21 protein-coding genes and 1 pseudogene are annotated in these 25,858 nt (G+C 66.0%); 10 read left to right on the forward strand and 12 right to left on the reverse strand.

The genetic code is table 11. The features are described 5' to 3' along the window. Nucleotides 1-16: 16 nt before the first annotated feature. The 3 genes from ACIP5Y_RS24085 to ACIP5Y_RS24095 are packed head-to-tail and all read right to left on the reverse strand — an operon-like array spanning nt 17 to nt 5,201. Nucleotides 17-3,259, reverse strand: a complete 3,243-nt coding sequence (locus ACIP5Y_RS24085) for a thiamine pyrophosphate-binding protein (RefSeq protein WP_400352915.1) — start codon at nt 3,257-3,259, stop codon at nt 17-19. After that, on the reverse strand, nt 3,247-4,305 hold the full coding sequence (locus tag ACIP5Y_RS24090; RefSeq protein WP_400352917.1) for a pyridoxal phosphate-dependent aminotransferase: 1,059 nt from the start codon (nt 4,303-4,305) through the stop codon (nt 3,247-3,249). Before ACIP5Y_RS24090 ends, ACIP5Y_RS24085 begins: the two co-directional genes overlap by 13 nt. After that, the gene (locus ACIP5Y_RS24095; protein ID WP_400352919.1) at nt 4,302-5,201 is read right to left on the reverse strand and encodes a UbiA family prenyltransferase; all 900 of its coding nucleotides are present in this window, start codon (nt 5,199-5,201) and stop codon (nt 4,302-4,304) included. The genes ACIP5Y_RS24090 and ACIP5Y_RS24095 overlap by 4 nt, the downstream gene beginning before the upstream one ends. 355 nt (nt 5,202-5,556) lie before the next feature. On the opposite strand from ACIP5Y_RS24095, the gene ACIP5Y_RS24100 reads away from it, so the two are divergent. Further along, nucleotides 5,557-6,417, forward strand: coding sequence for a haloalkane dehalogenase (locus ACIP5Y_RS24100; RefSeq protein ID WP_400352920.1), 861 nt, complete (start codon nt 5,557-5,559; stop codon nt 6,415-6,417). A 75-nt stretch (nt 6,418-6,492) separates the two neighbouring features. Here the strand turns inward: ACIP5Y_RS24100 and ACIP5Y_RS24105 are convergent, their stop codons facing one another. Next, on the reverse strand, nt 6,493-9,576 hold the full coding sequence (locus ACIP5Y_RS24105) for a (Fe-S)-binding protein (RefSeq protein WP_400352922.1): 3,084 nt from the start codon (nt 9,574-9,576) through the stop codon (nt 6,493-6,495). A gap of 11 nt (nt 9,577-9,587) precedes the next feature. After that, nucleotides 9,588-9,887: a hypothetical protein gene (locus ACIP5Y_RS24110; RefSeq protein ID WP_400352924.1), complete on the reverse strand. Its 300-nt coding sequence runs from the start codon at nt 9,885-9,887 to the stop codon at nt 9,588-9,590. Nucleotides 9,888-10,543: 656 nt separating this feature from the next. Between ACIP5Y_RS24110 and ACIP5Y_RS24115 the strand changes: the two genes are divergently transcribed. The 5 genes and pseudogenes from ACIP5Y_RS24115 to ACIP5Y_RS24135 all read left to right on the forward strand — a co-directional run. Further along, nucleotides 10,544-11,299: a hypothetical protein gene (locus tag ACIP5Y_RS24115; protein ID WP_400352925.1), complete on the forward strand. Its 756-nt coding sequence runs from the start codon at nt 10,544-10,546 to the stop codon at nt 11,297-11,299. Nucleotides 11,300-11,313: 14 nt separating this feature from the next. Then, nucleotides 11,314-11,898, forward strand: a complete 585-nt coding sequence (locus ACIP5Y_RS24120) for an isochorismatase family cysteine hydrolase (RefSeq protein ID WP_400352927.1) — start codon at nt 11,314-11,316, stop codon at nt 11,896-11,898. Continuing rightward, nucleotides 11,895-12,911, forward strand: a complete 1,017-nt coding sequence (gene hypE / locus ACIP5Y_RS24125) for a hydrogenase expression/formation protein HypE (protein WP_400352929.1) — start codon at nt 11,895-11,897, stop codon at nt 12,909-12,911. The genes ACIP5Y_RS24120 and hypE overlap by 4 nt, the downstream gene beginning before the upstream one ends. A gap of 9 nt (nt 12,912-12,920) precedes the next feature. After that, nucleotides 12,921-15,221 carry a carbamoyltransferase HypF gene (gene hypF / locus ACIP5Y_RS24130; protein WP_400352930.1) on the forward strand — a complete coding sequence of 767 codons (2,301 nt, stop codon included), beginning with the start codon at nt 12,921-12,923 and terminating at the stop codon, nt 15,219-15,221. A 97-nt stretch (nt 15,222-15,318) separates the two neighbouring features. Continuing rightward, a pseudogene (locus ACIP5Y_RS24135) lies at nt 15,319-15,594 on the forward strand (Scr1 family TA system antitoxin-like transcriptional regulator); the annotation flags it as partial. Here the strand turns inward: ACIP5Y_RS24135 and ACIP5Y_RS24140 are convergent. From ACIP5Y_RS24140 to ACIP5Y_RS24170, 7 genes are all read right to left on the reverse strand, one after another. Further along, nucleotides 15,506-16,732 carry a Dyp-type peroxidase gene (locus ACIP5Y_RS24140; RefSeq protein WP_400352932.1) on the reverse strand — a complete coding sequence of 409 codons (1,227 nt, stop codon included), beginning with the start codon at nt 16,730-16,732 and terminating at the stop codon, nt 15,506-15,508. The pseudogene ACIP5Y_RS24135 and the gene ACIP5Y_RS24140 overlap by 89 nt on opposite strands. Nucleotides 16,733-16,739: 7 nt before the next feature. Continuing rightward, nucleotides 16,740-17,324, reverse strand: a complete 585-nt coding sequence (locus tag ACIP5Y_RS24145) for a rhodanese-like domain-containing protein (RefSeq protein ID WP_400352934.1) — start codon at nt 17,322-17,324, stop codon at nt 16,740-16,742. Beyond that, a complete protein-coding gene (locus ACIP5Y_RS24150) occupies nt 17,321-18,613 on the reverse strand; it encodes an MFS transporter (protein WP_400352936.1) in 1,293 nt (430 codons plus the stop codon). The genes ACIP5Y_RS24145 and ACIP5Y_RS24150 overlap by 4 nt, the downstream gene beginning before the upstream one ends. Nucleotides 18,614-18,618: 5 nt before the next feature. Further along, entirely contained in the window at nt 18,619-19,692 is a 1,074-nt protein-coding gene (locus ACIP5Y_RS24155; protein ID WP_400352937.1) for a SagB/ThcOx family dehydrogenase, read from the reverse strand. Continuing rightward, nucleotides 19,685-20,761, reverse strand: a complete 1,077-nt coding sequence (locus ACIP5Y_RS24160) for a RimK family alpha-L-glutamate ligase (RefSeq protein WP_400352939.1) — start codon at nt 20,759-20,761, stop codon at nt 19,685-19,687. Before ACIP5Y_RS24160 ends, ACIP5Y_RS24155 begins: the two co-directional genes overlap by 8 nt. 61 nt (nt 20,762-20,822) lie before the next feature. After that, the gene (locus ACIP5Y_RS24165; protein WP_400352941.1) at nt 20,823-20,987 is read right to left on the reverse strand and encodes a hypothetical protein; all 165 of its coding nucleotides are present in this window, start codon (nt 20,985-20,987) and stop codon (nt 20,823-20,825) included. A 450-nt stretch (nt 20,988-21,437) separates the two neighbouring features. Further along, nucleotides 21,438-21,779, reverse strand: coding sequence for a hypothetical protein (locus tag ACIP5Y_RS24170; protein WP_400352943.1), 342 nt, complete (start codon nt 21,777-21,779; stop codon nt 21,438-21,440). A gap of 94 nt (nt 21,780-21,873) precedes the next feature. Here ACIP5Y_RS24170 and ACIP5Y_RS24175 point away from each other — a divergent pair, with 94 nt between their 5' ends. From ACIP5Y_RS24175 to ACIP5Y_RS24190, 4 genes are all read left to right on the forward strand, one after another. Further along, on the forward strand, nt 21,874-22,290 hold the full coding sequence (locus ACIP5Y_RS24175) for a YbaB/EbfC family nucleoid-associated protein (RefSeq protein ID WP_400352945.1): 417 nt from the start codon (nt 21,874-21,876) through the stop codon (nt 22,288-22,290). Nucleotides 22,291-22,375: 85 nt separating this feature from the next. Then, complete coding sequence (locus tag ACIP5Y_RS24180; RefSeq protein ID WP_400352947.1) at nt 22,376-22,681, forward strand: hypothetical protein; 306 nt, start codon at nt 22,376-22,378, stop codon at nt 22,679-22,681. Beyond that, complete coding sequence (locus ACIP5Y_RS24185; RefSeq protein ID WP_400352949.1) at nt 22,678-25,203, forward strand: hypothetical protein; 2,526 nt, start codon at nt 22,678-22,680, stop codon at nt 25,201-25,203. The genes ACIP5Y_RS24180 and ACIP5Y_RS24185 overlap by 4 nt, the downstream gene beginning before the upstream one ends. After that, nucleotides 25,200-25,697: a DUF3558 family protein gene (locus ACIP5Y_RS24190; RefSeq protein WP_400352951.1), complete on the forward strand. Its 498-nt coding sequence runs from the start codon at nt 25,200-25,202 to the stop codon at nt 25,695-25,697. The genes ACIP5Y_RS24185 and ACIP5Y_RS24190 overlap by 4 nt, the downstream gene beginning before the upstream one ends. Nucleotides 25,698-25,858: the final 161 nt, after the last annotated feature.

Here is a 25,858-nt window from a genome sequence, read left to right on the forward strand (position 1 = left end):
TTGTTGCCCGGACACTTCATTCGCGCGGCCCCACCCGGCGCATTGCCTGCACGGCCGCGTCGGCGGCGACCGCCTTCACCATCGACCAGGCGCCGGAGCGCGCGGACTTGCCGTCACGCAGCCAGCCCGAGACCAATCCGATCACCTGGCGCAGATGGATCCGGCCCGCGAGCGCCGGGGCCTCCACCGCCGGGATGCGCGCGTCGATGAGGGTCGGGCCGTCGGTGCGCAGCGCGGACCGGAAGGCAATGCCGAATTCCTCCGAGGTTCGCGCCGTGACCGCGGGAACCCCGCAGTGGCGCGCGAAGCTCGCGAAATCGCAGGGGGCGAACTCCGAGGAGGTGTCCGGCCAGCCCATGATCCAGCTCTCGAACTTGATGGCGGCCAGGGCGCCATTGTTGAAAACGACTATGACCGTGGTGGATTCGAGCCGCGCGGCATTGCGGAGCTCGGCCAGGGTGATGCCGATGCCGCCGTCGCCGACGATGGCGACGGAGATGTCGGCGGGATTGCGCTCGGCGACATCGATCGCCGCCGGGACCGCGAATCCCATGGTGGCGAACGAAGCGGTCCACAGATACCTGGATGCCGAGCGAACGAAGCGGTAGGCCCACAGCGTATTGATGCCGACGTCCACGCTCAGGGTGGAGCGTCTCTTCGACTGCGCCAGTTCATGATCGATGATCTGCGCGACCGTGGCGGCCCGCAGCTGCCGGGCATTCTCCCGTGGTCGCCGGCGCACGCTGGCGTCGGTCCGGATCGAAGCGGTCACGGCGATAGGCTCTTTCGCGCAGCCGATCAGGGCCTCGAGCATTTCGCGGGCGTCGCCGAGCAGGCCGATCGATTCCGGCGGCAGCCGCAGGAAGGTCAGCGGATCGGCGTTGACCGAGATCACCGGCGCGTTGCCGACGAGTTCGAAGGCGGAACCGCGCCAGGAGACGCCGACCAGGATGACGAGGTCGCTGCGGCGGATGTGCTGCATGGCCTCGTCGTGGCCGGAGGTGCCGACCAGGCCGTCGCAATGCTCGCCGACCACATTCGCGGCCAACGCGCCCATGGTGCAGTACAGGGGAGAGCCGAGCCGGGATGCCAGTTCGAGGAGTTCGCGCCGGGCGCCGGACGCCCCGCGGCCGACGATGATCGAGACGTCCTCGGCCGCGCCGAGGAGCTCGGCGGCCCGCAGGATCTCGTCGTGGGCGGCCACGGTACTGCCGGGCAGTCCGATCAGTGAGGCCGGAATTCCCAGCGCACGTGCGCTTTCCACGAGCGCCGAGCTACTGCCCGCCGCGATCGCCGACGCGGTGATGTGAATGTGCGTCACGCCCTTGCCGCCACCGGCGACGGTCCGCAAGGCGTCGCGCAGGCGCGCGGAGTCCTGGGGGCCGCCGTCCAGTACCACCGAGATCGCCGAGATCTCCCCCAGGAGGTCCACCGGATCCAGGAACCATCGGTCGATCTCCATCGAGATCAGCAGCACCGACGCGCTGTCGAACGCGGCGTCGTAGAGGCCGTTCAGCTGTCCGAGCAGTTCGGCGGGCGAGGTGACCAGGGCGCAGGCCGTCTGCCCCTCGGCCTTGAAGGCCGCGGTGGCACGCATGGCGGCCGCCTGGATATCGGCGACCACATGCAGGTCGAGATTGGAAGGCACTTCATCCGCGAGACCGATTCGCGCGCAACCTGTTCGTGAGAGGTACACCGCGCCGATGCCATGGGCCGTGATCGCCTCGAGCAGATCATTCGTGTACCGCACGACCTCCGCGGGTGTCTCCTCGACCGGTGCTGATTCCATCTCCAAGACGGAAGTCAGGATGACCGCCGGCCCCTCGATCCGTCCGGCCTCGTCCAGCCGCGCGGCCAACTCGTCCGGGCTGTCCGCCCAGAAGACCTGAATCCCGAAGGCGGTGGCCAGATCCCGGGCCGTCGCACCGGACTCGGCGGCGCATACGACGGTGACGGGCACCGTGTAGCGCACGGCGGTGGACAGCTCGGAGATGTACTGGTCCAGTGCCGCGAGTTCGGTCAGCGCGTAGGCCCGGTCCTGGGCCGCGAGGGCGAGGCCGATCGCCATCGGCAGCGCCGAGCCCTCGGCCCGCAGGTTCCACGCGCTGTGGATATCCGCGTGCGCACTGAGGAATCGGCGCGAAAGCCGCTGGACCGGACCGGGATCCACGGCGACCGAGGCCCCCTCCAGCCGCTGGGCGAGCACCGCCCAGCCGTCGGGCAGGTCCTCGTGGCGCGGTATCACGGACGTGTCCCCCGAATTCTGCGCGGGTGCGCCGCGTCGACTCGACACCGCGGCGGCCAGCGATTCCAGAATCGCGGGGATGTCACCGGCGATGCCGATGCGCCGAGCGCCCGTGTCGAACCCGGATGTGGCGAGATCGGTGATTTCGATCAGGTTCCGCACGACCGGAAAGTGCCGTCGCACACCGACCGTCGGGCGGCCGATCAACAGCACGCTCCCGTCGGCGACGCCCTCGTTCTCGACCGGGGTCACCAGTGCTTCCGGAATTCCCGACTCCGGTAGGGCCACCAGCCGGGCGTCCAGCGCGCCCGCCAGGACGCGGGCGCGATCGACCGATTCCTGACTGCCGGAACCCAATACGATGACCGCCGGGTTCGCGCACAGGTGATCGGCGAGATCCTCGACGCGCTTTTTGTCGACCTTGGCCGCGGTCCGGCGATCGAGCCGGTACGGGCTCGGCTGTTCCGCGTCGTCGATCGGGGCGTGCAGCAGGTCCGACGGGATGGCGACGTGCGCCGAGGTCTGCTCCAGCCGGATGGCCAACACGATCTGCTCGAAGACGCCGATCTGGTCGGCCGACATGATGTCCGAGGACCGCCACGTGCCGTCGCGGAACAGCCGCGCGGAATCGATCTCCTGGAACGACCGGGTGCCGATGCCCGCCAGCGGCACCTGCCCGGAGATGGCCAGCACGGGCACGCGGTCGTACAGCCCGTCGTATACGCCCGGAAGCAGGTGCGTCGCACCGGGACCGGCCGTGCCGAAGCAGACCCCGACGGTGCCCGAGCCCCGAGCGTAGCCGACCGCCATCCAGGAGGCCGCGCTCTCGTGGCGGACCGCGATCAGGCCGATCTCCTCGCGCCGACCGACCGCGTCCACCAGGCAGTTGACCGACTCCGCGGGCATCCCGAACAGGTATCGCACGTTATTGCGGACCAATCGATCCACGAGCGCGTCCGCGAATCGTGGACGACCCAACAGATCGGCCCCCAGGTGCGGATTCATCTGTGGCATGCGCTTGCCTCCATCCGGCTGTATCCCTCCGCGAATGCGGCAACGACGTCATCAAGGTGTTCCAGGGCGGGCACGGTGATCCGGACGCCGAGGTCCGGGTATGCCCGCACCGCGATCCCGCCACGGGAGAAGCGATTCACCAGCGGCGTGGGGTTTCGCGTCGGCAACCACAGGAAGTTGCCGTACGACTCGGGTACCGCGAGTCCTTGCGCGCGAACCGATTCCGTCAGCAGCGCGCGGCCGTGCACGACCAGTTCGACCTGGCCGGCGAGCTCGTCGCGCACGTCCAGGGAGGCGATGGCCGCGGCCACCGCCAGCCGGTTCACACCGAAGGGCAGGGCGGCGGTCCGGCACGCGCCGATCAGCTCGGCGTCGCCGACGGCGTATCCGACCCGCAGGCCCGCGAGACCGTACGCCTTCGAAAAGGTCCGCATGACAATGAGATTGGGATGCATACGGGTCAGACCGAGGCTTGCCGCGGCGTCCGCCTTATGGTCGAAGTCGATATAGGCCTCGTCCACCACGACAACGGTGTGACGTGGAACGGCCGACAGGATCATCTCGATCTCGTCGGGACCCATCCGCTCGCCGGTCGGGTTGTGCGGCGTGCAGATCAGGATCGCGGCCACGTCGTCCCCGGCCGCGGCCACCATGGCCGCCGGCGACTGCCAGCGGATTCCCGTGCCCCACACCGGCACCGGCGTCCCACCCGCGTCCACCACCACGCGCTCGTAGGCGTCGAAGGCCGGGACCGCGTAGACGACCCGGCCGCCGCTACCGGCCACCCGGCGCATCACGTATCCGAGCACGCCCACGCTACCCGGTCCCACGATGACCTGGTCGGGTCCGCAGCCCACGAAGTCGGCGATGGCCGCCCGCAGCGCGCCATAGGCGGCCGGCGGGTAATCCGCCGCGCGATCCACTTCGGCCTCGATGGCCTTGCGGACACTGGGCAGCGGCGCGAAGGGCAGTGCGTTGTTCGAAAGGTCCAGCGTGACAGTCGAACAGGTGCTCTCTTCATCCGCGCGGTACTCGGTCGGAATCACGCGACATCCTTCTTTCTGCGGGTATCGAGCTTCAGCGCGTCCATCAGGAAAATGACGATCAGCGACCCGGCGACCAGGCTGATCGAGGACAGCGACGGATCCGCCACCAGCACCCAGGTCGACAGGTATCCCGTCGAGACCACCATGTCGAAACGCAGCATGTTGTTCGCCGACTGGCTGTCCGCGCGCAGGATCATGCGCGCGGCCTGCACGCAGACGACCGGGAACCACACCAGGGTCAGCAGGTACTTGTCCGCGAAATGACCACTGGCCACCAGGAATACGGGGCCCAGGTAGACGGCGATGGTCGCGGCCGCGGCCGCCACCGCCGCGCGCCGGCGGGTGCTGTGGATCGTCGCCGAGGTCTTCAGACCGGCATTCCGATCGCCGTGGTAGTCGGGCAGGTTCTTCACCAACCCTTTCGCCACGAACCACACGAACAGATAGGCGGCCATCAGAATGAACTGCCAATTCCCGACTATTGCCGGTCCGTGTTTCGCCACGGCAGGAGCCATGAGGAACGGGAAGGCGACGTCCAAGGCGAAGAGGCCGATCGACAACACCGGCCGCTCCTTCACCCGGAATGGCGGTAGGGAGTACTGGTGCGCGATGAGCACGCAAATCACCGTCAGCGCAAGGAAAACGGGGCCGACGAGGGCCGCCAGCGCCAGCATGATCGCACACACCGCGTAGGCACTGCGCAGCAACCGCTGCCGACCGAAGAGGCCGAGCAGATACAGGCGGGCAGGCAGATTCTCATTGTCCTCGGCTACATCGGAGTAACCGTTGAACAGATTCGCGACCGCGCTGTACAGGAAGGTGATCACCAAGCCGATCAGCACATCCGCATCGATCGCCTGCCCGAGTAGCTTGCAGGACAGGCCGAATGCCAGCATCCCGGGCAGGCACGTGCGCGGACGCGCGAAGGAAAGAAAAAGCCCGACTCGCCCCAGAAAACCCTTGGTATGCCCCTCGGAAGAATTTACCCAATCAATTCTGTCTTCCGCCGACCTGCTCAGAAACTCATCGAGCGTCGGTATCGAAATAGTTTCAGCCACGCCCCATCAATCCCTATACGGCGTATCAGTGATCCTCAGCGAGCATACATTAAATGCGTTGTGCCCCAACGGTGTCCAACCGCCGCATTCATCAGTTGCACACCATCTTGTGCAATTCCATCGCAGTGCGATTCACGGGATTACGAGTGGCCGGGGTATATCAGACATCGTCTTGTATCGCAGAGAGGTTCCCATGCTGATCGACTTCGTTCCCGACAAGAACCTGTATCCCTTCGAGTCCCGCTGGTTCGACTCATCGGCGGGCCGGGTGCACTACATAGACGAGGGGTCCGGACCGACAATCCTGTTCTGCCACGGTGTCCCGACGTGGAGCTTCCTGTACCGCCACATTGTGACGGAACTGCGGGGCCGGTACCGCTGCATCGCGGTCGACCATCTGGGTTTCGGATTGTCCGAACGCCCAGCGGGTTTCGGCTTCACGGTCGCCGAGCACACCGCCGTCCTGGGCGAGCTCATCGATCACCTGCAACTCGACGACTTCCTGGTGATGGGGCACGATTGGGGCGGCCCCATCGGCCTGGGTGCGGTCACCACCCGCGCGGACCGCCTGCGCGGCATCGTCCTGGGCAATACCTTGTTCTGGCCGCCCGAGGCCCTGGCCAACCGAGTCTTCGGCCGGCTCATCCGCACCGGCCCGATGCAGCGTCGCGTACTCGACAAGGGCTTCCTCATCGAGGGATTCCTCCTCGGGGAGCTCGGCCGCAAACTCACCCCCGCAGAGGCCGACCACTACCGCCTCGTCCAGCCCACCCCCGAGGCCCGCCACGGCCTCGGCGTCATGGCCAAGCAGATCGTCGACGCCCGCCCCCTCCTGGACCAACTCGCCCGAGACGTCCCCGCCCACCTCGGCAACAAGCCGACCCTCCTGGTCTGGGGTATGAAAGACCCGGTCTACCGCCCCAAAGCCCACATCCCCCGCATGCGGGCAACATTCACCGACGTCGAGGTAGTAGAGCTCCCCCAAGCCCGCCAATTCATCCAAGAACACGCCCCCGAAGCCATCGCCACCGCCATCACCAAACGCTTCCCCTGACAACAAGGGCGGCGCCACCCGTGGGTGACGCCGCCCGTATCAATCAGCTTCGACCGCCCCGAGTTTCGGGCCGGCCTAGTTCTTCCGGCCCGGAGCCTTCATGCCCGACTTGAAGCCGAGGCCACCCGGCTTGGCGGCGGGCGGTGTGGCGGTGCCATTGCCCTCCGAGGTGCCATTGCTCTGCGAGGCTGCCGGTTCGGCCGGTGCCTGCGGTGCCGAACCAGCCGGGGCGGCAGGCGCTTCCGCAGCCGGAGCGGCGGGAGCAGCGGCACCGGGAGCCTTCGGCCCGGGACGCTTGAGGCCGGACTTCATGGCCAGGCCCTTGGGCGCGATGGACGGCTTGGCCTCGCTCTTGGCAGTCGATGCGCCCGTAACACCTTCGCTCACAGCGTTTTCCGGCGCGGACGCAGAACTGTCAGCCTCGGCGGCGGGCTTGGCGCCCGGCGCCTTGGCTGCGCCCTTCATCTGCAGGCCCTTGCCGCCCGGCGCCTTGAGCCCGCCCTTCATGGCCAGGCCGCCCGCCTTGGCGGTCGGGGCCGCGGGAGCGCTGGTCTCCGCCGCCGCGGATTCGGCCGGGGCCGAAGCGGATTCGGCTGCTGTCGCGTCGGCGGCCGCCTTTGCGCCGGGGGCCTCGAGGCCGCCCTTCATCTGCAGGCCCTTGCCCGGAGCCTTCGCGGGGCCCTTCATGGCGAGACCCTTGGCCGGAGCCGGCGCCGCGGTCGCCTCGGAGGCTGCCTCGGCGGCCGGGGCCGCTTCGGCGGGGGCCGCGGCCTTTGCGCCCGGTGCCTTCAGGCCGCCCTTCATGGCCAGGCCCTTGCCACCGGGGGCCTTCGCGCCGCCCTTCATACCCAGGCCACCACCGGCCGGAGCCTTCGTGGCCGACTCGGCCGGCGCCTCGGCCACCGCGGCCTCGGCCTGGACCGGCTCGGCGGTCGAGACCGGTTCGGGCTCTTCGATCTTGGGCTGCTGGATGACCTTCAGGTTCTCGGTCAGCACCGAGGAGTCGATGCGGTCGATGGACTGCAGCATCAACTGGGCGACGTCGACGACCTCGACACCCTGACCGACCTCGCCACCATCCTTACGAGCGGTGACACCATCGGTGAGCATCACCCGGCAGAACGGGCAGCCGGTCGCGATCATCGACGGCTCGTTACCGCCCTTCAACGTATCGAGGGCCTCATCCACGCGGTCGATGTTGATGCGCTTGCCGAGCTGTTCTTCCATCCACATGCGTGCGCCACCGGCGCCACAGCACATGGAACGCTCACCATGGCGCGGCATCTCGACCAAAGTCGAGCCCGAGGCCTCCATCAGCTCACGCGGCGCGTTGTAGATCTTGTTGTGCCGGCCCAGATAGCACGGGTCGTGATAGGTGACGTTCTGCGCGACCGGCGACACCGGGATCAGCGCCTTGGCCCGCACCAGCCGGTTCAGCAACTGGGTGTGGTGCACGACCTCGTAATTGCCGCCCACCTGCGGATACTCGTTATTGAGTGCGTTGAAGCAGTGCGCACACGTGACCACGATCTTCTTCCTGGCCTGCTCGACACCGTCGAACACCGAGTTCAACAACTCGATGTTCTGCATCGCCAACTGCTGGAACAAGAACTCGTTGCCCGCGCGGCGCGCCGAGTCACCGGTACAGGTCTCCTCCTGACCCAGCACCATGAACTTCACCCCCGCCGTCGCGAGCAGTTCGGCCACGGCCTTGGTGGTCTTCTTCGCACGGTCTTCATAGGCGCCCGCACAGCCCACCCAGAACAGGTATTCGTACCCGTCGAAGGAGTCGGTGTCCTTACCGAACACCGGAATCTCGAAGTCCACCTCCGAGATCCAATTCAAGCGGTCCTTGGCGTTCTGACCCCACGGGTTGCCCTTGTTCTCCAGGTTCTTGAACAACCCCGCCAGCTCCGAGGGGAACTCCGACTCGATCAACACCTGATAGCGGCGCATATCGATGATGTGATCGACATGCTCGATATCCACCGGGCACTGCTCCACACATGCACCACACGTCGTGCACGACCACAACACCTCCGGATCGATGATGCCGTGCACATCCTCACCACCCACCAGCGGCCGCTCGGCCTCCGCGCGGGCTTCCTCCGAAATCCTGGCCAGCGCACGCTCATTCCCATTCGCCAGCAGGTAAGGCGCCTTGGCGTAACCGTGGTCGCGCAGCGACATGATCAACAGCTTGGGCGAGAGCGGCTTACCGGTGTTCCATGCCGGGCACTGTGACTGGCAGCGACCACACTCGGTGCAGGTGGTGACGTCGAGAATGCCCTTCCAGGAGAAGTCCTCGAACTTGCCGACACCGAACGTGTCGTTGTCCGGGTCGGCGGTCTCCATCTCGATCGGCTTGCCCTGCGACAGCATCGGCTTCAACGCACCGAGTGCGACCGAGCCGTCGGCCTCACGCTTGAAATAGATATTGAAGAACGCCGCGAACCGATGCCACGCCACACCCCAGTCGATATTCCGGCTGACCACCACGACCCACACCAGCGCTGACATCAGCTTGAAGAACGCGAACACCGAAACCGCCGCCGCACTGGCGGGCAGCAGCCGGGCGATATTCATGCTGACGAAGTCGCTGGCCACGTGGTGCTCGCCGGTGTAGGCCTCCACCAGCGCCTTCACCCCGACCATGCTGATGCCCTCGACGAGCACGACCGCCTCGACGAAGTAGGCGGCCAGGAAGTTCGAGCCGGAGAAACGCGACAGCCGGGCAGGACGGCGCGGGTGGTTGCGCTGCCGAATGATGATGAGCGCCACCGCACCGACGATGGTGCCCAGTCCCAGCAGCTCGTCGGCCAGGTGGTAGGCGAGCGTGTCACCGATCCACGGCCAGGTGAAGGTGGGGCTGAAGATCTGCCCCTGCGCCTGGAAGACGGTCACGAAGCCGATCAGGAAGCCCACCATCACGAGCCAGTGCGCCCAGCCGACGGTCCGGAACTTCACCATGCGGGTGTGCGCGGCGAATTCCTTGACCATGGTGCCGAATCGCGGCAGGAACGGCCCGAAGCGGTCGGGCGCCGGCTGCCCCAGCCGGATGGTGCGCACCATTCTGCGGATCGCCAGGACAAACCCCGCCCACGCGGGGACACCTATCAGGATGGAGATGATGCCCAGCGTCAATTGCAGGGGGCTCATGCGGTGGCCTTTCACTTACTAAGGGACGCAATGTCGTTCGTCGCTCGTCGCATCATAATATGCTCCAAGTTACCCGTCGGTAACAACCCCCCGAGCGACTCCCCCAGTCGGGCGAGATTGCGCGGCCAGGCGGAGAAGTCCCGATCCCCTTCCGGCATCACGATCTCCTGGACCGCGTTGACGTGCACCTGCAGGGCGTCGGCGCGCAGCAGGTCCACCGCGCGCGCCGCCATCTCCGGCGTGGCATCGGCGTTCACATACCCGTCCGGATTCCACTCGCGCAAGACCCGATATGTACTGGCATAGCTCATTCGACTCCCCCGAGTGGACTCTGTTAATCCGATTTACATCTACCGCAATTTACGTATACATCAACAGTATTCGGGCACGGCATTACCGCACATGCCGGTCCGCCGACAAGGGCACACGCGGCGTTATAAAGCTCACCGGCCGAGGCGTCCGGCGGTGAGCCCGGAAGGTGTGCGAAATCGCACACCGCGAGGCGCGCCAACCTGTGAAGTTCCTTCGAACAATGCTGTGCAACTGCGACTTTGACCTAGTTGCACAGTCCGCGAGTCGACGTACCGGGTGTGGATCGGCACATCCTCGTAGGCAGGCGACGATGGCAGAGCACAGTGGCCACACCGCACATTCAAAACCCCCTTGCCGAAAACACACGGCTGCGGTACTTTTCGTTCTCTGATCTTGAAAGTCCAAGTGGCACTACTCATTTGGAGCCATGCTCGAATTGAACCGCGTCAGAACATCCCTGGAGATTGCATCGCTGGTAACTGTCGGATCGCCCAGATCCGAGGGTGAGGATCATTCCCACATAGAACGATTGGTCGAGGCCGAATGGCCTATGCCGCCCATTCTTGTCCATCGGCCCACCCTGCGAGTTATCGACGGATTCCACCGTACATCCGCTGCGCGACTGAAGGGATTCACACATATTGACGCATATCTGGTGGATGGTTCCGAGGAACTCGCATTCATTGTCGGGGTCCGGGAGAACACGACCCACGGCCTGCCGCTGTCCTTGACCGATCGGCGCGCGGCCGCCGAGCGGATCATACGAACCCATCCGCACTGGTCGGATCGTTCGATCGCGACCACCGCGGGCCTGTCCGCCAAGACCGTGGCCTCGATTCGGCATCGCGTCGACGGCCATGGGCCGGCCAGCCATCGTCTGGGCACCGACGGCCGCCTCCGGCCGGTCGATACGACCTCGGCGCGGCGCACCGCCGCCGAACTGATCCTGGCCCGCCCGGACGCGTCGCTGCGCAGCATCGCGCAGGAGGTGGGCCTGTCCCCGTCGACGATTCGTGATGTCCGCACCCGCCTGAGAAGTGGGGAGGATCCCCTCCTCCATTCGAATGAAAACAGAACTCCCCGTCCACCTTCGGAGCCGGAGCGAAAAATCCCGGACACCGCGGATCGGCCCGCCCCTTCTCCTCAGCCCGAGAAGCCCGCGGATATCGGCGCCCTCCTGGATCTCCTGTCCCGCGATCCAGCCCTGCGCATGACCGACAGCGGCCGCGAGTTGCTGCGCTGGCTGCATCTGCGCGCGGTGCGGAGCAGCGATATCGAGAAGATAGCCGAAACCATTCTCCCCCATACCCGAAAACACCTCATCGAATTCGCGCAACAATGCGCGGACAACTGGTCGAATTTCGCCCGGGAATTGCAATCCCTCGCGGGCGCAGCCGAATTGGCCAATTAAGCGAAGTAGGCGACATGTCAAAGATCGCAGTCCTTACCAGCGGTTTGCAGTACGATATCGTCGGCAAGAATCCGGAGCGTCAGGCGGCGATCACCGCGGCCACCGCCCATGTCACCGGATTCCTGTCGGCCATGCGTGAACGCGGCCATCCCGTTTTTCACCTGCAGCTGCTCAACACGCCCGACGATCCGCTCGCGGAACGGTACGACGGCCGGGTCCCCGCGCTGCGGGGCACCCCCGGCGCGGAGGTGATTCGCGAGTTCCTGGACCCCGACGACATCATTCAGGAGCGGAGCAAGGACAGCGGCTTCTACGAGACCGATCTGCACGAGCGGCTCCAAGCGCTCGGCGTGGAGACCTTGATCCTCATCGGTCTGCAAACCCAGATCTGTATCCAGACAACGGCGGCCGACGCATTCTTTCGCGGATACATTGTCGGCGTTCCGAGCGACTGCGTGTTCTCCGCGGCCGAGGCCGACCGGCAGCGGGCGCTCGAATGGCTCGAAGGTTACTGCGCCACCATCGCCGATTCCGAGCAAATTCTGAAGATCATCGATGAGAACGGCGGCCTCCCCCGGAAGGAGACCAAGACACCGTGACTCTGGCGACCCAGCAGATCCAGCTCGACCACGGCACCGGCGCGACCCTGTCCGGCGAACTCGTCGGCTTTATCGCGGAGACCTTGGGCGAGGTCTACATCGGCGAGATGGAGGACAGCGCGATCCTTCCCGTGGAGGGCGGCCGCATCGCCATGACCACGGACAGCTTCGTGGTCGATCCACCCTTCTTCGGCAATGGCGACATCGGGAAGATCGCCGTCTGCGGGACCGTCAATGATCTCGCGGTCTCCGGCGCGACCCCGCGCTACCTCACCCTCGGGCTGATCCTCGAGACCGGGCTGCCGTTCGACCATCTGCACCGGGTGCTGACTTCCATTCGGGAGACCGCCCGCGAGGCGGGCGTGCACATCGTCTGCGGCGATACCAAGGTGGTCCGCACGGGAGAAGCGGATCAGCTGTACCTCAATACGAGTGGGGTCGGTTTCTTCTCCAGGGAGCCCCTGCGGATGGCGGCCGTACGGCCCGGGGACACGGTCATCCTGTCCGGTCCCATCGGGAACCACACGGTGCACCTGCTGTCGATCCGGGAGGGTCTCGGTTTCGACAGCCGGGTCCTCAGCGACTGCGCACCGCTGAACACCATGATCGAGGGACTGTTCGACGCCGTGCCCGCCGGTTCGATCCGCTCGATGCGCGATGTCACCCGCGGCGGTCTGTCGGCCGTATTGCACGAGTACGCGGGCACGGTGGGCAAGGACATCGTCATCGACACACCGGCGCTGCCCATCCAGCACGAAACGGCGATGGCGGCGGACATGCTGGGCATCAACCCCCTGCACTGCGCCAACGAAGGCTGTGTGGCCGTCTTCGTCGACCCCGACGCAACCGATGCCGTGCTCGCCGCACTGCGCGGGCACCGATACGGGCGGCACGCCGTGGCGATCGGCGAGATCACCGAAAGCGACGGTGCCGCGGTCATTCTCCGGGATGCCCAGGGCAGTGAATCGACTCTGCAGCCGCTGCGCGGCGCAGAGCTGCCGCGACTGTGCTGACCCCGCGCCATGACCGAACAAGCAACCTGGAGTATCAGGGTCACCGGCGTCGTGCAGGGTGTGGGCTATCGTCCGTTCGTCTACAAGCTCGCCCTGGAACGGGAATTGGCCGGATGGGTGCGCAATGATCCGGAGGGCGTGCTCATAGCCGCGAGTGGCCACGAGTCCGTGCTGCGGCTGTTCAGCGAGGAATTGGCCAGTCGGGCACCGGAATTGGCGAAGGTCGACGGCGTCGTCGTCCTCGACCGGTCGGAGCCGTTGGCGGACAGCGGTTTCGACATCGTGGCCAGTGAGCACTCCGGGGCGAAGGCGGCCCTGGTGCCCGCCGATACCCACGTGTGCGCCGACTGCCTGGCCGAATTGCGTGATCCCACCGACCGCCGGTACCGCTACCCGTTCATCAACTGCACCAATTGCGGTCCGCGGTACTCGATCATCGGCGCGCTCCCCTACGACCGGTCGCAGACGACCATGCGCTCCTTCGTGATGTGCGAGCGCTGCGACCGCGAGTACCGAGATCCGATGAGCCGCCGCTTTCACGCCCAGCCCAATGCCTGTGCGGACTGCGGACCCCGCCTGTCCCTCGCCGAGCGGGACGGGACGACCGTCGAGGGCGAGGAGGCCTTGCGGCAATGCGCTCGAGCACTGGCGAGCGGGCGGATCGCGGCCATCAAGAGCATCGGAGGCTTCCATCTCGCGGTGGATGCCACCGACGCCGAAGCGGTGGCCCTGCTCCGCGCCCGCAAACGCCGCGATTCGAAACCCTTCGCCGTCATGATCCGCGATCTGACCGTCGCGCATCGGATTGTGGAGTTGTCCGCGGCCGAGGAGGACATGCTGCGGTCGCCCGCGCGGCCGATTCTCTTGGCCCGCAAGCATTCCGGCGCGGTGCCGGAGAACGTGGCACCGAGGAATCCGAACCTGGGCCTGATGCTGCCCTCGGCCCCGCACCACCACCTGCTCCTGGACGAATCCGGGCTGGACGTGGTGGTCATGACGAGCGGGAACATCTCCGGCTACCCCATCGTCCACCGCAACGAGGACGCGCTGGGCCAGCTCTTCGACATCGCGGACGTGATCCTCTACCACGACCGCGACATCGAGATCAGGGTCGACGATTCCGTCGTCCGACTGTCCGCGCATCCCGAATTGGACGCTCCCCTACCGACATTCCTGCGCCGCGCGCGCGGCTATGCACCATATCCGGTGGACGTGGGCCGCCCGCTGGCCCCGTTGGTCGCCTACGGGGCCGAACTCAAGACAACGGTCGCACTGTCGGCCGGCTCGAGGGTGTACCTGAGCCAGCACATCGGAGACCTGAAGAACGACGAAACCTTTGCCTCCCACCGCAAGACGGCGGCGCACCTGGCGGCGCTCTACGACCTGCGGCCCGCGGCGGGCGTGTACGACATGCACCCGCAGTTCCGCACCAGCAGCGGCCGCGAAGGCATCGGCGAACCTGGCGATCCCGTGTTCGTCCAGCACCATCACGCGCACATGGCCGCGTGCATGGCCGAGAATCAGCTCTCCGGACCGGCCATCGGCGTGATCTTCGACGGCGCGGGCTACGGTGTCGACGGCACCATCTGGGGCGGCGAGTTCCTGATCGGCGGCTTCGAAAGCTTCACGCGGGCAGCGCATCTGCGGCGCATGGTGCTGATCGGCGGTGACCGGGCGGTGCACGAACCCATCCGGACCGGGGTATCCCTGGCGCTGGACGCTTTCGGCGATATCGACTCGGCCGTCAAGGCGTTTCCGGCTCTCTCCCGACTCGATCAGGACCGCAGGCACGTGTATTCGACAATGTGGGCGCGCGGCATCAATTCACCCGAGGTATCGAGCATGGGCCGGTTGTTCGACGGTGTAGCGGCACTGCTGGGCGTGTGCTCGCACGCCGAGTACGAGGCGCAGGGCCCGATCGAGTTGGAGGGCCTGCTCGAGCGCGACCTCGGCACGGTCGAAGGATACGCATTCGACTACGGCACAACCGAAGTCGATTTCAGGCCGGTGATCCGCGCAATAGCGGAGGAGCTGGCCGCCGAGGTACCGGTCCCGGAGATCAGCCGTCGGTTCCATTCCGGCGTGGTCGCCATGGTCCGGCAGCGCTGCCGCGAGATCTCCCGCACCACCGGCATCCGTCGGGTCGTGCTCTCCGGCGGCGTGTTCCTCAATGAATTCCTGCTGGTCAACTGTCTGGTCCTGCTCCGCCGAGACGGGTTCGACGTCCACACCCACCGCCAGGTGCCCCCCAATGACGGCGGACTAGCCCTCGGCCAGCTGCTGGTCGCGGCCGACGCGCCCCCGCCCTGAGTCCACCCGATGCCGGCCCCGGTGCCATCATCCGGCTCCTCCGCCGGCCGGGACTGCGAGGTGTCGGCCCGTCTCGAGGAGCGACCAACCGACCGAACCGAATGTCATGGCCGCACAACTGCGTTGGCTGGCCGACGTAGGCCGCAAGGACAACATCAGCATCAGGGTCATCCCGTTCGGTACGCGAGCCCACCGGGGACTGACCATCCAGTCGTTCACCTTCCTCCAGTTCCCGCGACTGAGCAGCAATGTGATGGAGTCACCGGTCGTCTACGTCGAGGGGGTCACCCTTCCAGTAGCTGCATGCCGATGTAGCCGCCGGCCTGGCAGCCGGGCGGAACGGCGAAGACCGCGCTGGATTCGTGCCGGATGAATGGTGTGAGTGCGTCCAGTTCGGCGAGGCGGCGCTGCAGTGGGACGAAGGCGGCGTGTGGATCTGCTTGGAAGGCTTGGAAGAACAGGCCTGCATTCGGGTCGCCGGTGGCGTCGTAGCCGTCGTCGTAGGAGTAGCCGCGACGCAGCATGCGGACGCCGCCGTTGAGATCGGGGTGGGTCAGTCGGATATGCGCGTCGGCGGGGATCAGTGGGTGGCCTGTGCTGTCATGTCGCGTGAAGTCCGGTGTGGTGTGTTCGATGCCGCCCGACAGTGGTGCGCCGGTGTCGATGGTGCGCCCGATGATGCGTTCGCGAGTATGGACCGGCTGTTGTTCCCACTGCTTGAGCAACATGCGAATTCGCCGGCAGACCAGGTAGGTCCCGTTGTGCAGCCAAGCCGGGTCACTCGCCCAGACCGCCTGATCGAAGTACTGATCGCCGGGCGTGGGGTTGTCGGTGCCATCCAGTTGGCCCATCAGGTTGCGTGGTGTGGCGTCGGGTCGGGTGGACGCGGCGGCGGTGCGCAGGAACCCACGCTGTGACCATCGCGGTCGTGCCTCGGCGGCATCGGCTGCCGCGGTGGTCAGGGCGTGCGCGGCGGTGTAGGCGACGACGGGGTCTTCCGCACAGACCTGCACGCCGAGGTCGCCGCCGCTGCGGGCCGGATCCAGCGCATCGCCTGGAAAGGTGGGCAGCGGTGCCAGCGCCGCGGGGATCGCGGTATCGAGTCCGGCTTTGGACAGCGCGGAGGCGCCCATCCCGATGGTGACGACCAGTCCGGCCGGTCCGAGACCTGCCGCAAGACCATCGTCGGTGCCGTGGCCGTCCATGAGGGTGCCGGCGGTCGTGCTCCAGGATCGCAGCAGGGCGCGCAGTCGGGAACGGGTCGCGGGGCCGGTGTCAGCGGGTAGGTCATAGGCGGTGAACACCAGGTGGGCTGGGGCGCGATCGGCGATGCCTGGTTGGTGCGTCCCGATGAACCTGCGGGAGGCCAGGGCGTCTGCCCGTTGCCGGTCGACAGCGTCCGGTCCGGGCTGCAGCGTCGCGGTCAGCGCCGCCGCGGTGGCTCCCACCCCGAGTACACCGGCGCCACCGAGCAATCGGCGTCGGCCGATTCGAGAGATCGGCTTGTTCATGCGGGTTTCAGCTGCATGCCAGCGGCCATTTGCGGTCGGCGCACGGGTCGGTGCCGCGCACTACCGGATATCCGGCCGCTTCCCAGGCCGGAATGCCCTCGTGCAGCACTCGCATGTCGGCGTCGGTGAAACCGTGCTGTCGCAGGATCACCGACTCGTTGGCGGCCTCCTGCCACGGGCAATCACAGTACAGCACCAGCACGGCCTTGCCCCGATACTGTTGCAGCGTTTGCCATCCGGTCGTGGGTGCGTCGGCCAGTGGCACCCAGATGTCGCCGGGAATATGGGATTCGGCGCGCACGGCCGCTGGGCGGACATCGACCAGCACATAGCCCGGGTCGTGGCGATCGTAAATCGGTTTGTAGTCGGCCAGGGCCAGGAACGGGGCGTGCTGGCCGCCGTGGAACTCGTGCAGGCTGTCCCCGGAGGCCGTCGGCCGGGTGAGCTGGTTGATGGTGACGACCGCCGCCACGGCAAGCGCGAGAACCACCACCGCGGCGGCCGTCAGCCGGCGCCGACGCGGTGTCGCGAGGATCAGGGCGGCGAGCTTGCGCAGCCGCGAGACGGGCGGGGGCGCGGGTTCGGTGTTCATGACATTTCCAATTCCTCACCGGCGACGGGTTCGCCGGATGTTCGAACGTCGGTGCCGGGCAGCGGATTCGGCCGGCGAATCGTGTGCCGGATCGACGGGCTCACTGCCGTGGCGGCGCATACCCCGGCCATGAGCACAGCCAGGATCAAGCCGGTCGGTCGAATTCCCGGTCCGGCGAGCAGGATTCCGATCACCGAGGGCGCCACCGTGACCGGGACCGCGGATATCACCTCGATCGCGGCATCGACGCGACCGCGAATCCGGTCGTCCACCAGATCTATCCAGCGGGTGGTCACCAATACCTCCGGGATCGGCCGGACCAGCAGCAGGGCCGCCCAGCAGGCGGCCGCCACGATCGGCGATCCGATCGCGAGCCCGATCGCCGCGGCTGTGCCTGCGGCGCGGGCGATCACGAGCAGGGTGTGCGGGGCGCGTCGCGGGCCGGCCAGTCGAACCAGGGCCGTGCCGAGGAATCCGGCGGCGTAGGCGACCGCGATCGCCAACCCCAGCAGATACGACGCGACATGCGCGTGCACGAACACGATCAGCAGCACCGCTCCGGTGCCGTTGACGACGAACTCGCCGATGGCGGCCAGCACCGCCGTCGTGCGTAGAAACGGGTTGCGGCGCAAGTAGTTCAGCCCCTCCAGGACCGCCCGCAACGGTGATTCGGCCGGCTCGGACCGGTGCTGATCAGCTGCGGTGCGGCGCAGTGGTGCACGGATCGCCGCCGCGCACACACCCGCGACGCAGTAGGAGACGGCGTCGACGAGAAAAGGCAGCCAGGGCGATATTTCGAACAGTGCGGCGGCCACCGGCGGGCCGGCGACGCCGGTGGCGTACCCCCGACCGGTGACCATCGCCACGGCCGCAGGCACTTCCGCGCTCGAGACCACGTTCGGCAGGGCGGCCTGCTCGGCGGTTCCGCGCACGGCCCAGCCGACCCCCAGCACCGCCACCGCCGGCAGCACGTAGCCCAGCTGAAATGCCCCGAACCAGGCGACCATCGACAAGGATCCGGCGGCGAGGGCCGACCCCGTGTCCGCGGCGACCATGACCAGCCGACGATCGAATCGATCGGTCAGCCAGCCCGCCGGCAGGGTCGCGAGGGTATAGGCGACGAGCGTGATCGAGGAGATCAGGCCAACTTTCGCCGGAGAACCGGTGACCGACAGGGTCCACAGTGGGATCGCCATCCCGTAGCCTCGGCTGCCGAACTGTGAGACTGCCTGGCCCCAGAACAACAAAGTGAAGTCGCGGTGCTGCCGCAGTAGAACATCACGTGCCATCGCGATCACCGGCTGCCGGAGGCGGGCACGCCGACCGCGGTTACCGCCAGCACCGGCTCGGCGATGCCGTCGCAGCCGATCAGTTGCTCCACCAGCTCGTCGCGAACGGCGGTCGCGGTGACCGCGCCCAGTCCCATCGCGGTCGCAGTCAGCAGCAGGGTCTGGCTGACATGGCCGACCTCGATCAGGATGTCCCGGTAGGCGCGCCGACTGCGATAACGCCAGCGAGTCCGGGCGATCACCGCGGTATGGATCAGCAGGAAAGCGCAGTCGGCCAGCCAAGGCTGGCCGCCCACCGCGGTCAGCAGTTCGTCACGCCCGGCGCTGCGGCCGAGATCCTCCAATCCCCCTGACAGCGGCGCGAAATGGTAGACCCCGGCCGAAAGACCTTGCACGCGATTGACATACACGTACAGCTCCAGCGGAGTCCGGGCCCCGGCGGACGGACTGGTCTTGAACAGCACGGGACCGATATCGGGGTGCTGGAGGATCTCTACCGCTCCCCCGCCGATCCGCACCATCGCCGCCAGCAGCTCCAAACTCACCGGCGCCGAGGAGAATTCGCGGGTGGATCGGCGGGCATACAGCACGTCCAGCAGTGTTGTGCGCGGCCAATCGATGTCGACCGGTCTGTCGGTGGGCAACGGGATCAGTGGCCGCCCCGGATAGGATTTGGCGGGCGGTGGCGGTGGATCGTGCTCGGCTCGTTGCGCGGAGCGGGCGACGTCGTCCGACAGCGCCAGGTATTGCGTGTCCTCGGGAGTGCGCGCGGCGAAGTGATGGCATCGCGTGGCCGGCCCCCACGCCTGCCACTCCGCCAGCAGATGCTGCTCGGCCTCGTGCTCGGCGGAGTGCTCGCGGATCAGAATGCCAGAGGCGAGCAGCCGGTGTGCGATCGCTCGATACCGTGCACCGAGCTCGTCGACGGTCTCGGGCTCACGCCAGCCAGCGAACCAGCGCAACACCTGCGCGCTGTCTTCGGTCAATCCGAATTGGCGATGGCGAACGTAATCGTCCCAGACCAGAGTCCCACTGTCCCAGAACATGATTCCGCACTCGGTGACCCTCAGCCTAGACACTGCCCGGCTCCTCTTCGTACCAGCCGACAATGAGGTCGCGGACCGCGGTCGAGACGGCGGCCGACCCCACCGGACGCTCCGACCACAGCCATTCGCATTCGGGGTTGACCTCGAGGAATATCGGCCCGTCCGCCGTATCCAGCAGGTCGAAGGCGCAGATGTCGAGGCCGAACAGATCGGTCAGGCGTACGAGTGCCGTGCTCAGCCGCGTGGGCACCTCCCAGGGCCGCACCTGTATCGAGTCCGGGGCGGTCCACGGCGCGTCCGGGGTCGGCCTGATGATCCGATATCCGAAGAATCGTCCGCCCACCACATAGATTCGCAGCTCGCTCGGCGCGGAAACGTACTCCTGCACGATGACCGGTGCCTGTTCGACGCCGTTCTCGGCGGACAGTTGTTGCCGACCGATCCGTTGCGGGAACACGCCACGCACACTGCCTGGTTCGGATTCGACAGCGTGCGGTCCGAGGCTCTTCACCAGCAAATCCCCACGCCCCGAGAGCAACTCGACCGCATCGGATGGCCGGGTGGTGACGACGGTGGCCGGCGTCGCCAGGCCCACGCGTCGCGCCGCCGCGAGCTGGGTGAGGCGATCCGGCCAGCCGGGGCGGGCCGCCGCATTGATCGTGCGAATGTTGTTGTCGCTGCGCAGTACCGTGGCCCAGGCCGACCACAGGGCGCGGCTGTAGCCGGTGAGCACCCCGGACGCCGGGACGCCGGTGAACGGCATTGCCTCGAGGTCGAAATAGCGGTGCCAGCAGACCCGCGGCCGAAACCGCTGACCGTCCCAGCACAGCGTGCCGGTCGCCGGATCCCACCACAGCTGGGTGCCGGCACAGCGGTCACTGTCCATGCGGAGCATCGGAATTCCTCGGGCCGCCAGGCCCAAGGACAAGTAGTCCATTTCCCGGTCGTCCGCCCGGCTCAGTACGACGACGCAGGGTGTGACGCCGTCGGAGTCGACGGCGGCGGGGCGACCGACGCGAGACTGAAAGTCCTTGCACGAGTTGGACAACGTGGTGGTGAAGTGCTGCGTACGCAGTAGAAGTGGCAGGTCGGTCGTACTCATCCTGGAACGGCTCCGGACTCGGGGGCTGGGAGCGCCGTAACGCCCCCAGCTGGTTACTCCATCAGCTATTGGTGTGACATCCCTTGCACACCAACGCGAGTTCACCGACGTACGCGCTCGCATACGCAGCGAACGTCGCGTCCTCGATCGCCGACCACGAACGCAACGAAACCTCGTCCTCCTCGGTCAGGGCGATCAGCGACTGCGCCATCTGCTCCAAACTCATCAGAATTCACCTCCTCTCCTCATGAACCAACCGTTGTCCCCTTTGCGGTGACAGCAGTACTGCCCGGGATGGTGCCGAGTCGCCGATACACGCGAGGTGATCTGCGGGGGCGGCATGGATCTCGTGGGGTTACCACGTCGTGGTCGGCCTGAGCGTTCAACCGAACCCGGCGCCCGCCAAAGCAGTCGATCCGCGGCCACAGTAGGTGGGCGTAGTGAGGGTGTCGTCGGAGATCGGTTGTCGTGCATAGTCGTTCAGCTGGAATACTGACGAACCGACCAGCACACCGATGATGCTGGCCCGACCTTTCAAAAACATTTCACGGCCCGCGAGGGCCAGTCACGACGAAAGTCGCGACTAGCGTTCCGATCTGACCCCAGATTTCCGGTCCGGGACCAAACCACGGGATCCCGTCACATCCGATAGGGCGACGGTGACGCGCGCAGTTGCCTACTCCTCTGATGATCTTGATGAGGAAGTCTTGCATGTGTTCGTGCATGACTCCCCGTGGTAGGCCTTGATGAGGTTCTCCACCTTCGGTTTCAGAACGGTCGGATCCTGCGGCGATGTTGACCGCGTCGTTGTAGCCCTGAGTTTGCCACTGCTGTCGCACTGGTTGGAGTACCGCGGACCGTGCGCCAAGGTGCCGTCTTGCCCTTGCCGGACCTGCGCGATCTGGTGCAGCTCCTGTGCCGGCGCGTAGGTGCGGGAGTTGTCGAAATGGAGTTGGGCGGGGTCCGGTGAGGAGCGGGTGACGCCGAGCGGGTTGATCTTGGCGTTGGAGTTCGCCATGTCGGCAGCTTCCAACTGGCTTACGGGGGTGCCGCGTGGCAGGGTCGTAGGTCCGCAGGATCGGTGTTCACGTCGTCTTGGCAGGAGGGATTGGGTGAGTTCACCGCAATCAGGTCCGCTCGGTTACACCGAGTCGCTGGCCACGAAGATGGACCGGCTGACCGACGCACTGTGCGATAGCCGTGCCTCGCTTCGAGAAGGTGGGGTGTATGTCGATGTGTACGCCAATGGTCAGGTTCGCGCCGTCGCGATCGACGAGGAAGCCATCGCGGACCACGCCGGACTCGGCCCGTTGATCACTGATCTGATCAACAGGGCGCGTGAACAAGCGCAGCAGCAGGTTGAGCAGATTGTGCGTGAGGTCCAGTTCGATCCACGTGTCGCCAGCGTTGTAGAGCAGATCCGCGACGCGCCTGAGCGTGGTTTGCAGTCTGCGTCGCAGGTGGCTGAGCCCTGGGATGAAGAGGGCGACGATCCGTGGCGGCCCAGATCGCGGATCGCGGCGGATTGATTCCGCCTGGAACATTCTTGTTCAGGCTCTGAAGTAGAGTTCCACGCAGTATCTCGATCAACACTGACCCAAGGGGGGATCAGCGGTGGCCAACGACGATATTTACGTCGACCCGGAGCGCACTCGCTCCTTGATCTCGACCGTCAACACCTCGGCCGACACCTTGGCGGCGGTGCGCGCGGACGAGAAAGTGCTCGCGATCGCGGGCATCGTGGCGGGGACCGGCGTCGAGGCCGCCTGTATCAAGGGGTCGCAGAGCGCCACCACCGCGGTGAGTGCGACGGCCGAGAAGGTCCGGGTGCTCGCGGTCAGCACCGATACCGGTCTGAAAGAGCTCGAGACCCAAGATCGACTAAATGCCACTCACATCACCCAAGCCGGTCCCCGATGAGCGACGGCCCGCCGCTGTCTTCGATCCCGACGGTGGCGCAGGTGACCAGTTGGCAGCTGGGAGTCCTTGCCGAGCAGGGCACCTACTGGACCCAGCAAGCAGGCAAGCTCAAGACCGAACTCGACACTGTGAACAACAATGTCGGTAATTCGGGCGACTATATCGTCGGCAAGTTCGGTAATGCGTTGCGCGACAAGACACTCACGGTGCGCGACGAGGGGTACAAGGTCGCGGGCGCCCTCGAAGATGCCGGTACCGCGGTGTCGGGCGGCATCGCGCCAATGCAGACGGCACAACAAGCCGTGATCAATCAGAAAGCCATCATCACGGGCCAGGGTTTCATGCTGGCCGAGGACGGCGGAGTGGTGTTGTCGCTGTCGCAGGTGGCGAATGCGTTGTCCGACAGCAAGAACGGGGCAACCAAACTCGCTGCGCTGCAACGCAGTGCGGATGACTTCCAAACTTGGATGCGGACCTACCTGTACAACGCCGGACACGCCGCGCAAACGGTAGCGATCGCCATCACCAAGGCGTTCGGTGAATTGCCCAACGGCGTCGACGGCGCCGCGCCGGTACCGATCACCGCGGCCTCCGGTGAGGATCTGGGCAAGAAGATCAAGGACTCGGATCAGATCCCGCCCGAGGTGCTCTCGCAGGTCGATCAGGTGCTCGACGAGACCCAGCTCTCCGACGATGACAAGGCCAAGCTGAAAGCCGGGGACACGGTGGTCGTGCCGGCGTCCACGCTGGAATTCACCCAGAAGCTCCTCGATAGCGCCGGCCCGGAAGGGTTCGAGAAACTCAGCGAACAGCTGCGCGCGCAGGGACCCGACGGGGAGAAGCGGGCCCAAGAGCTGGCGCAGTCGTTCATGGTGCTGTCCAACCAGAACATCAAAGGCGTTGAGGCAAGCGGCAAACAGATCGACGGCGGCTACGAAACGCTACCCCAGTCCTACCGCGACATCATCTCCAACCGAGTCGTCGAGCAGCCCGGCTCCCAGCCCGGCATGCCCGGCTACATCTGGGACGGAAACTCCTTCAAATACGAAAACCCCAAGGGCGAAAGCGAAATCCAGGCCGGCCGCGACCACTACCAGAACCTATCGCGACTATCCAGCGCCCTCGACCTCGCGGACCCCAGCTACACCCCCGGCACCAAACTCAGCACCGAGCTGTACCGGCAAGGCGCATTCCTATCGGAAATCCAGACCGATGGTCGCACCGCCGCACTGCCACACGACCCGGCTGCGCTGAACAACACCATCGGCAACGTCGTCGATATCGCCTCTCGCAATACCGACGCCACCTCGGTCATCCTCACCGGCCAAGGCACCCCCGACCAGCTCGGTTCCGGCTACCACCGCGACCCCGCTGTCGTGTCGCTGCTCGAGCACAACTGGCCCGATGGCATCGAGAAATCGCCGATGAAAAACGTGCTCGACTGGATGTACAAGGATGCCCATGTCGAGCTATCGCCCGGTGACGAGGGCTACCAGCACCAACTCGCGGAAGCCACCAAAGCCGGCAACTCCGCCCGCGCCTTGGCCGACATTATCTCCTCCACCAAATCACCCGAAGGCCTCAACAACTTCGACTCGCTGTTCAAACACAACAGCCAAGCACTGCCCTATGTCGCCGCCGCACTCACACCGTACGTCGGCAATATGGTCGATGCTCCTGAAAACCTGGTCGGCACACACGGATTCGGAACCCTCAACCCCGTCGAAGCGACCCGGGTGTTCGCCCTCATGAACGAAAACCCCAAGGCGGCAGAACTTCTCAACGGCGCAGCCATCGCCCAGGGATACCAGTTCGACCGCGCCTACGCCCTCGGCGACAGCGGCCCCGAGAACGCTCTCTATTCAGGACGCCTGCAAGGCTTGGTCTCCGGTGGACTGGCCGCCGAGATCGGACTCAACCATTACGACGACCAAACCTTGGGTGCGCACCGCAAGGACGCCTACGGCGCCGGCTTCATGACCGCCAAAGAGTGGATCAATACGGGCATCAAGCTGCTGCCCGGCGATAAATACACTGTGCCGCTGGCCAACTCCATCGAAGCCTTCCTCAAGGACCCGACCGTCAACGCGATCAACGACAAGACGGGACTTTCCTACCCTGTCCTCGAGGCCAACAAGCCTGACGGGCACGCCACCGATCCTGGTCCCGGCCAGACCCAGGAAAGGCGCGACGCAGCTCAGCGATACGTCATGCTTCAAACGCTGGTCGACAACCACCGGATCGACGCTCATGTACTGCCGGACGACCTCGCCACAAACGGATCGTTGCTTCCCTTCGACAAGGTGAAGAGCACCACCGCCATCCACATCCCAGACATACTCCAAAAGAACGGGATAAATGTGGACGTAGAGGACTACGTCAACCACTCGAGCATCTCGAGCCAGGTTGTACGTCAAGTAGTGTTCGGCGGCGACTCCGTTCAGCCGGGTAGTGAGCTTTACGTTCCGGTGCTACGCGCGGGGATAGCACCATCGGCCGCCGACAGTTGGGATGCACAATGATCACCGCCCCCGCCGCCCGAGCCGCGACCGCCGTCTCGGCGGCAGTCGTCGTTGCGCTGCTCGCGGGCGGCTGCGAAGGAAAGACGAACTCGACACCGGCCGCACCGGCATGGAACCCCTGCACCGCATTTCCTGAATCCGCCCTGCAGAATGCAGGACTGGACCCTAAGACCCAAGACAGAATCCCCGGCATGTGTAGTTGGTCGGGGTCGACCCACTACAGGGTGGATATCCGATACCTGACCAAGGCCAGCGGTGCGAACTGGCAACTCGGCCATACCGACATCACCTCCATAAAGATCAGCCCCTACGCCGGGCACACATTTCATGATGCCCGTGAAAACAGCAACTACCTGTGCGGGCTCCAGCTCGAAACACGAGGCGCGGACGTCACATTCGAAGTGACGAACTCCCTGCTCCAGGACGAGGACCCCTGCGCTGTCGCCACACGGATCGCCACCGGACTCAAGGACTACCTCCCCGCTGCTCCGTGATTTCCGACGTCACTGCGCAGATTTCAAGGCTGACCAGGGTAACGAGGGCTCTTGAACAGCGAAAGCTGGCCCGGTGCACGGGACTCGGTGAGCCTGGCGTCGTGGCGTGGTGTAGAACGCCCCGAAGCGGCACTTCTCACCATCAACAGCTGGGATGGAGC

This window comes from Nocardia sp. NPDC088792 (genome assembly GCF_044750615.1).
Lineage (GTDB): Bacteria > Actinomycetota > Actinomycetes > Mycobacteriales > Mycobacteriaceae > Nocardia.

What these genes read in the sequence shown, in the direction of transcription:
- ACIP5Y_RS24085 (WP_400352915.1), bottom strand. Translation starts at nt 3,259, where the DNA reads ATGCCACAGATGAATCCGCACCTGGGGGCCGATCTGTTGGGTCGTCCA.
- ACIP5Y_RS24095 (WP_400352919.1), bottom strand. Translation starts at nt 5,201, where the DNA reads ATGCTGGCATTCGGCCTGTCCTGCAAGCTACTCGGGCAGGCGATCGAT.
- ACIP5Y_RS24100 (WP_400352920.1), top strand. Translation starts at nt 5,557, where the DNA reads ATGCTGATCGACTTCGTTCCCGACAAGAACCTGTATCCCTTCGAGTCC.
- ACIP5Y_RS24105 (WP_400352922.1), bottom strand. Translation starts at nt 9,576, where the DNA reads ATGAGCCCCCTGCAATTGACGCTGGGCATCATCTCCATCCTGATAGGT.
- ACIP5Y_RS24110 (WP_400352924.1), bottom strand. Translation starts at nt 9,887, where the DNA reads ATGAGCTATGCCAGTACATATCGGGTCTTGCGCGAGTGGAATCCGGAC.
- ACIP5Y_RS24120 (WP_400352927.1), top strand. Translation starts at nt 11,314, where the DNA reads ATGTCAAAGATCGCAGTCCTTACCAGCGGTTTGCAGTACGATATCGTC.
- hypF (WP_400352930.1), top strand. Translation starts at nt 12,921, where the DNA reads ATGACCGAACAAGCAACCTGGAGTATCAGGGTCACCGGCGTCGTGCAG.
- ACIP5Y_RS24140 (WP_400352932.1), bottom strand. Translation starts at nt 16,732, where the DNA reads ATGAACAAGCCGATCTCTCGAATCGGCCGACGCCGATTGCTCGGTGGC.
- ACIP5Y_RS24145 (WP_400352934.1), bottom strand. Translation starts at nt 17,324, where the DNA reads ATGAACACCGAACCCGCGCCCCCGCCCGTCTCGCGGCTGCGCAAGCTC.
- ACIP5Y_RS24150 (WP_400352936.1), bottom strand. Translation starts at nt 18,613, where the DNA reads ATGGCACGTGATGTTCTACTGCGGCAGCACCGCGACTTCACTTTGTTG.
- ACIP5Y_RS24160 (WP_400352939.1), bottom strand. Translation starts at nt 20,761, where the DNA reads ATGAGTACGACCGACCTGCCACTTCTACTGCGTACGCAGCACTTCACC.
- ACIP5Y_RS24165 (WP_400352941.1), bottom strand. Translation starts at nt 20,987, where the DNA reads ATGAGTTTGGAGCAGATGGCGCAGTCGCTGATCGCCCTGACCGAGGAG.
- ACIP5Y_RS24170 (WP_400352943.1), bottom strand. Translation starts at nt 21,779, where the DNA reads ATGGCGAACTCCAACGCCAAGATCAACCCGCTCGGCGTCACCCGCTCC.
- ACIP5Y_RS24185 (WP_400352949.1), top strand. Translation starts at nt 22,678, where the DNA reads ATGAGCGACGGCCCGCCGCTGTCTTCGATCCCGACGGTGGCGCAGGTG.
- ACIP5Y_RS24190 (WP_400352951.1), top strand. Translation starts at nt 25,200, where the DNA reads ATGATCACCGCCCCCGCCGCCCGAGCCGCGACCGCCGTCTCGGCGGCA.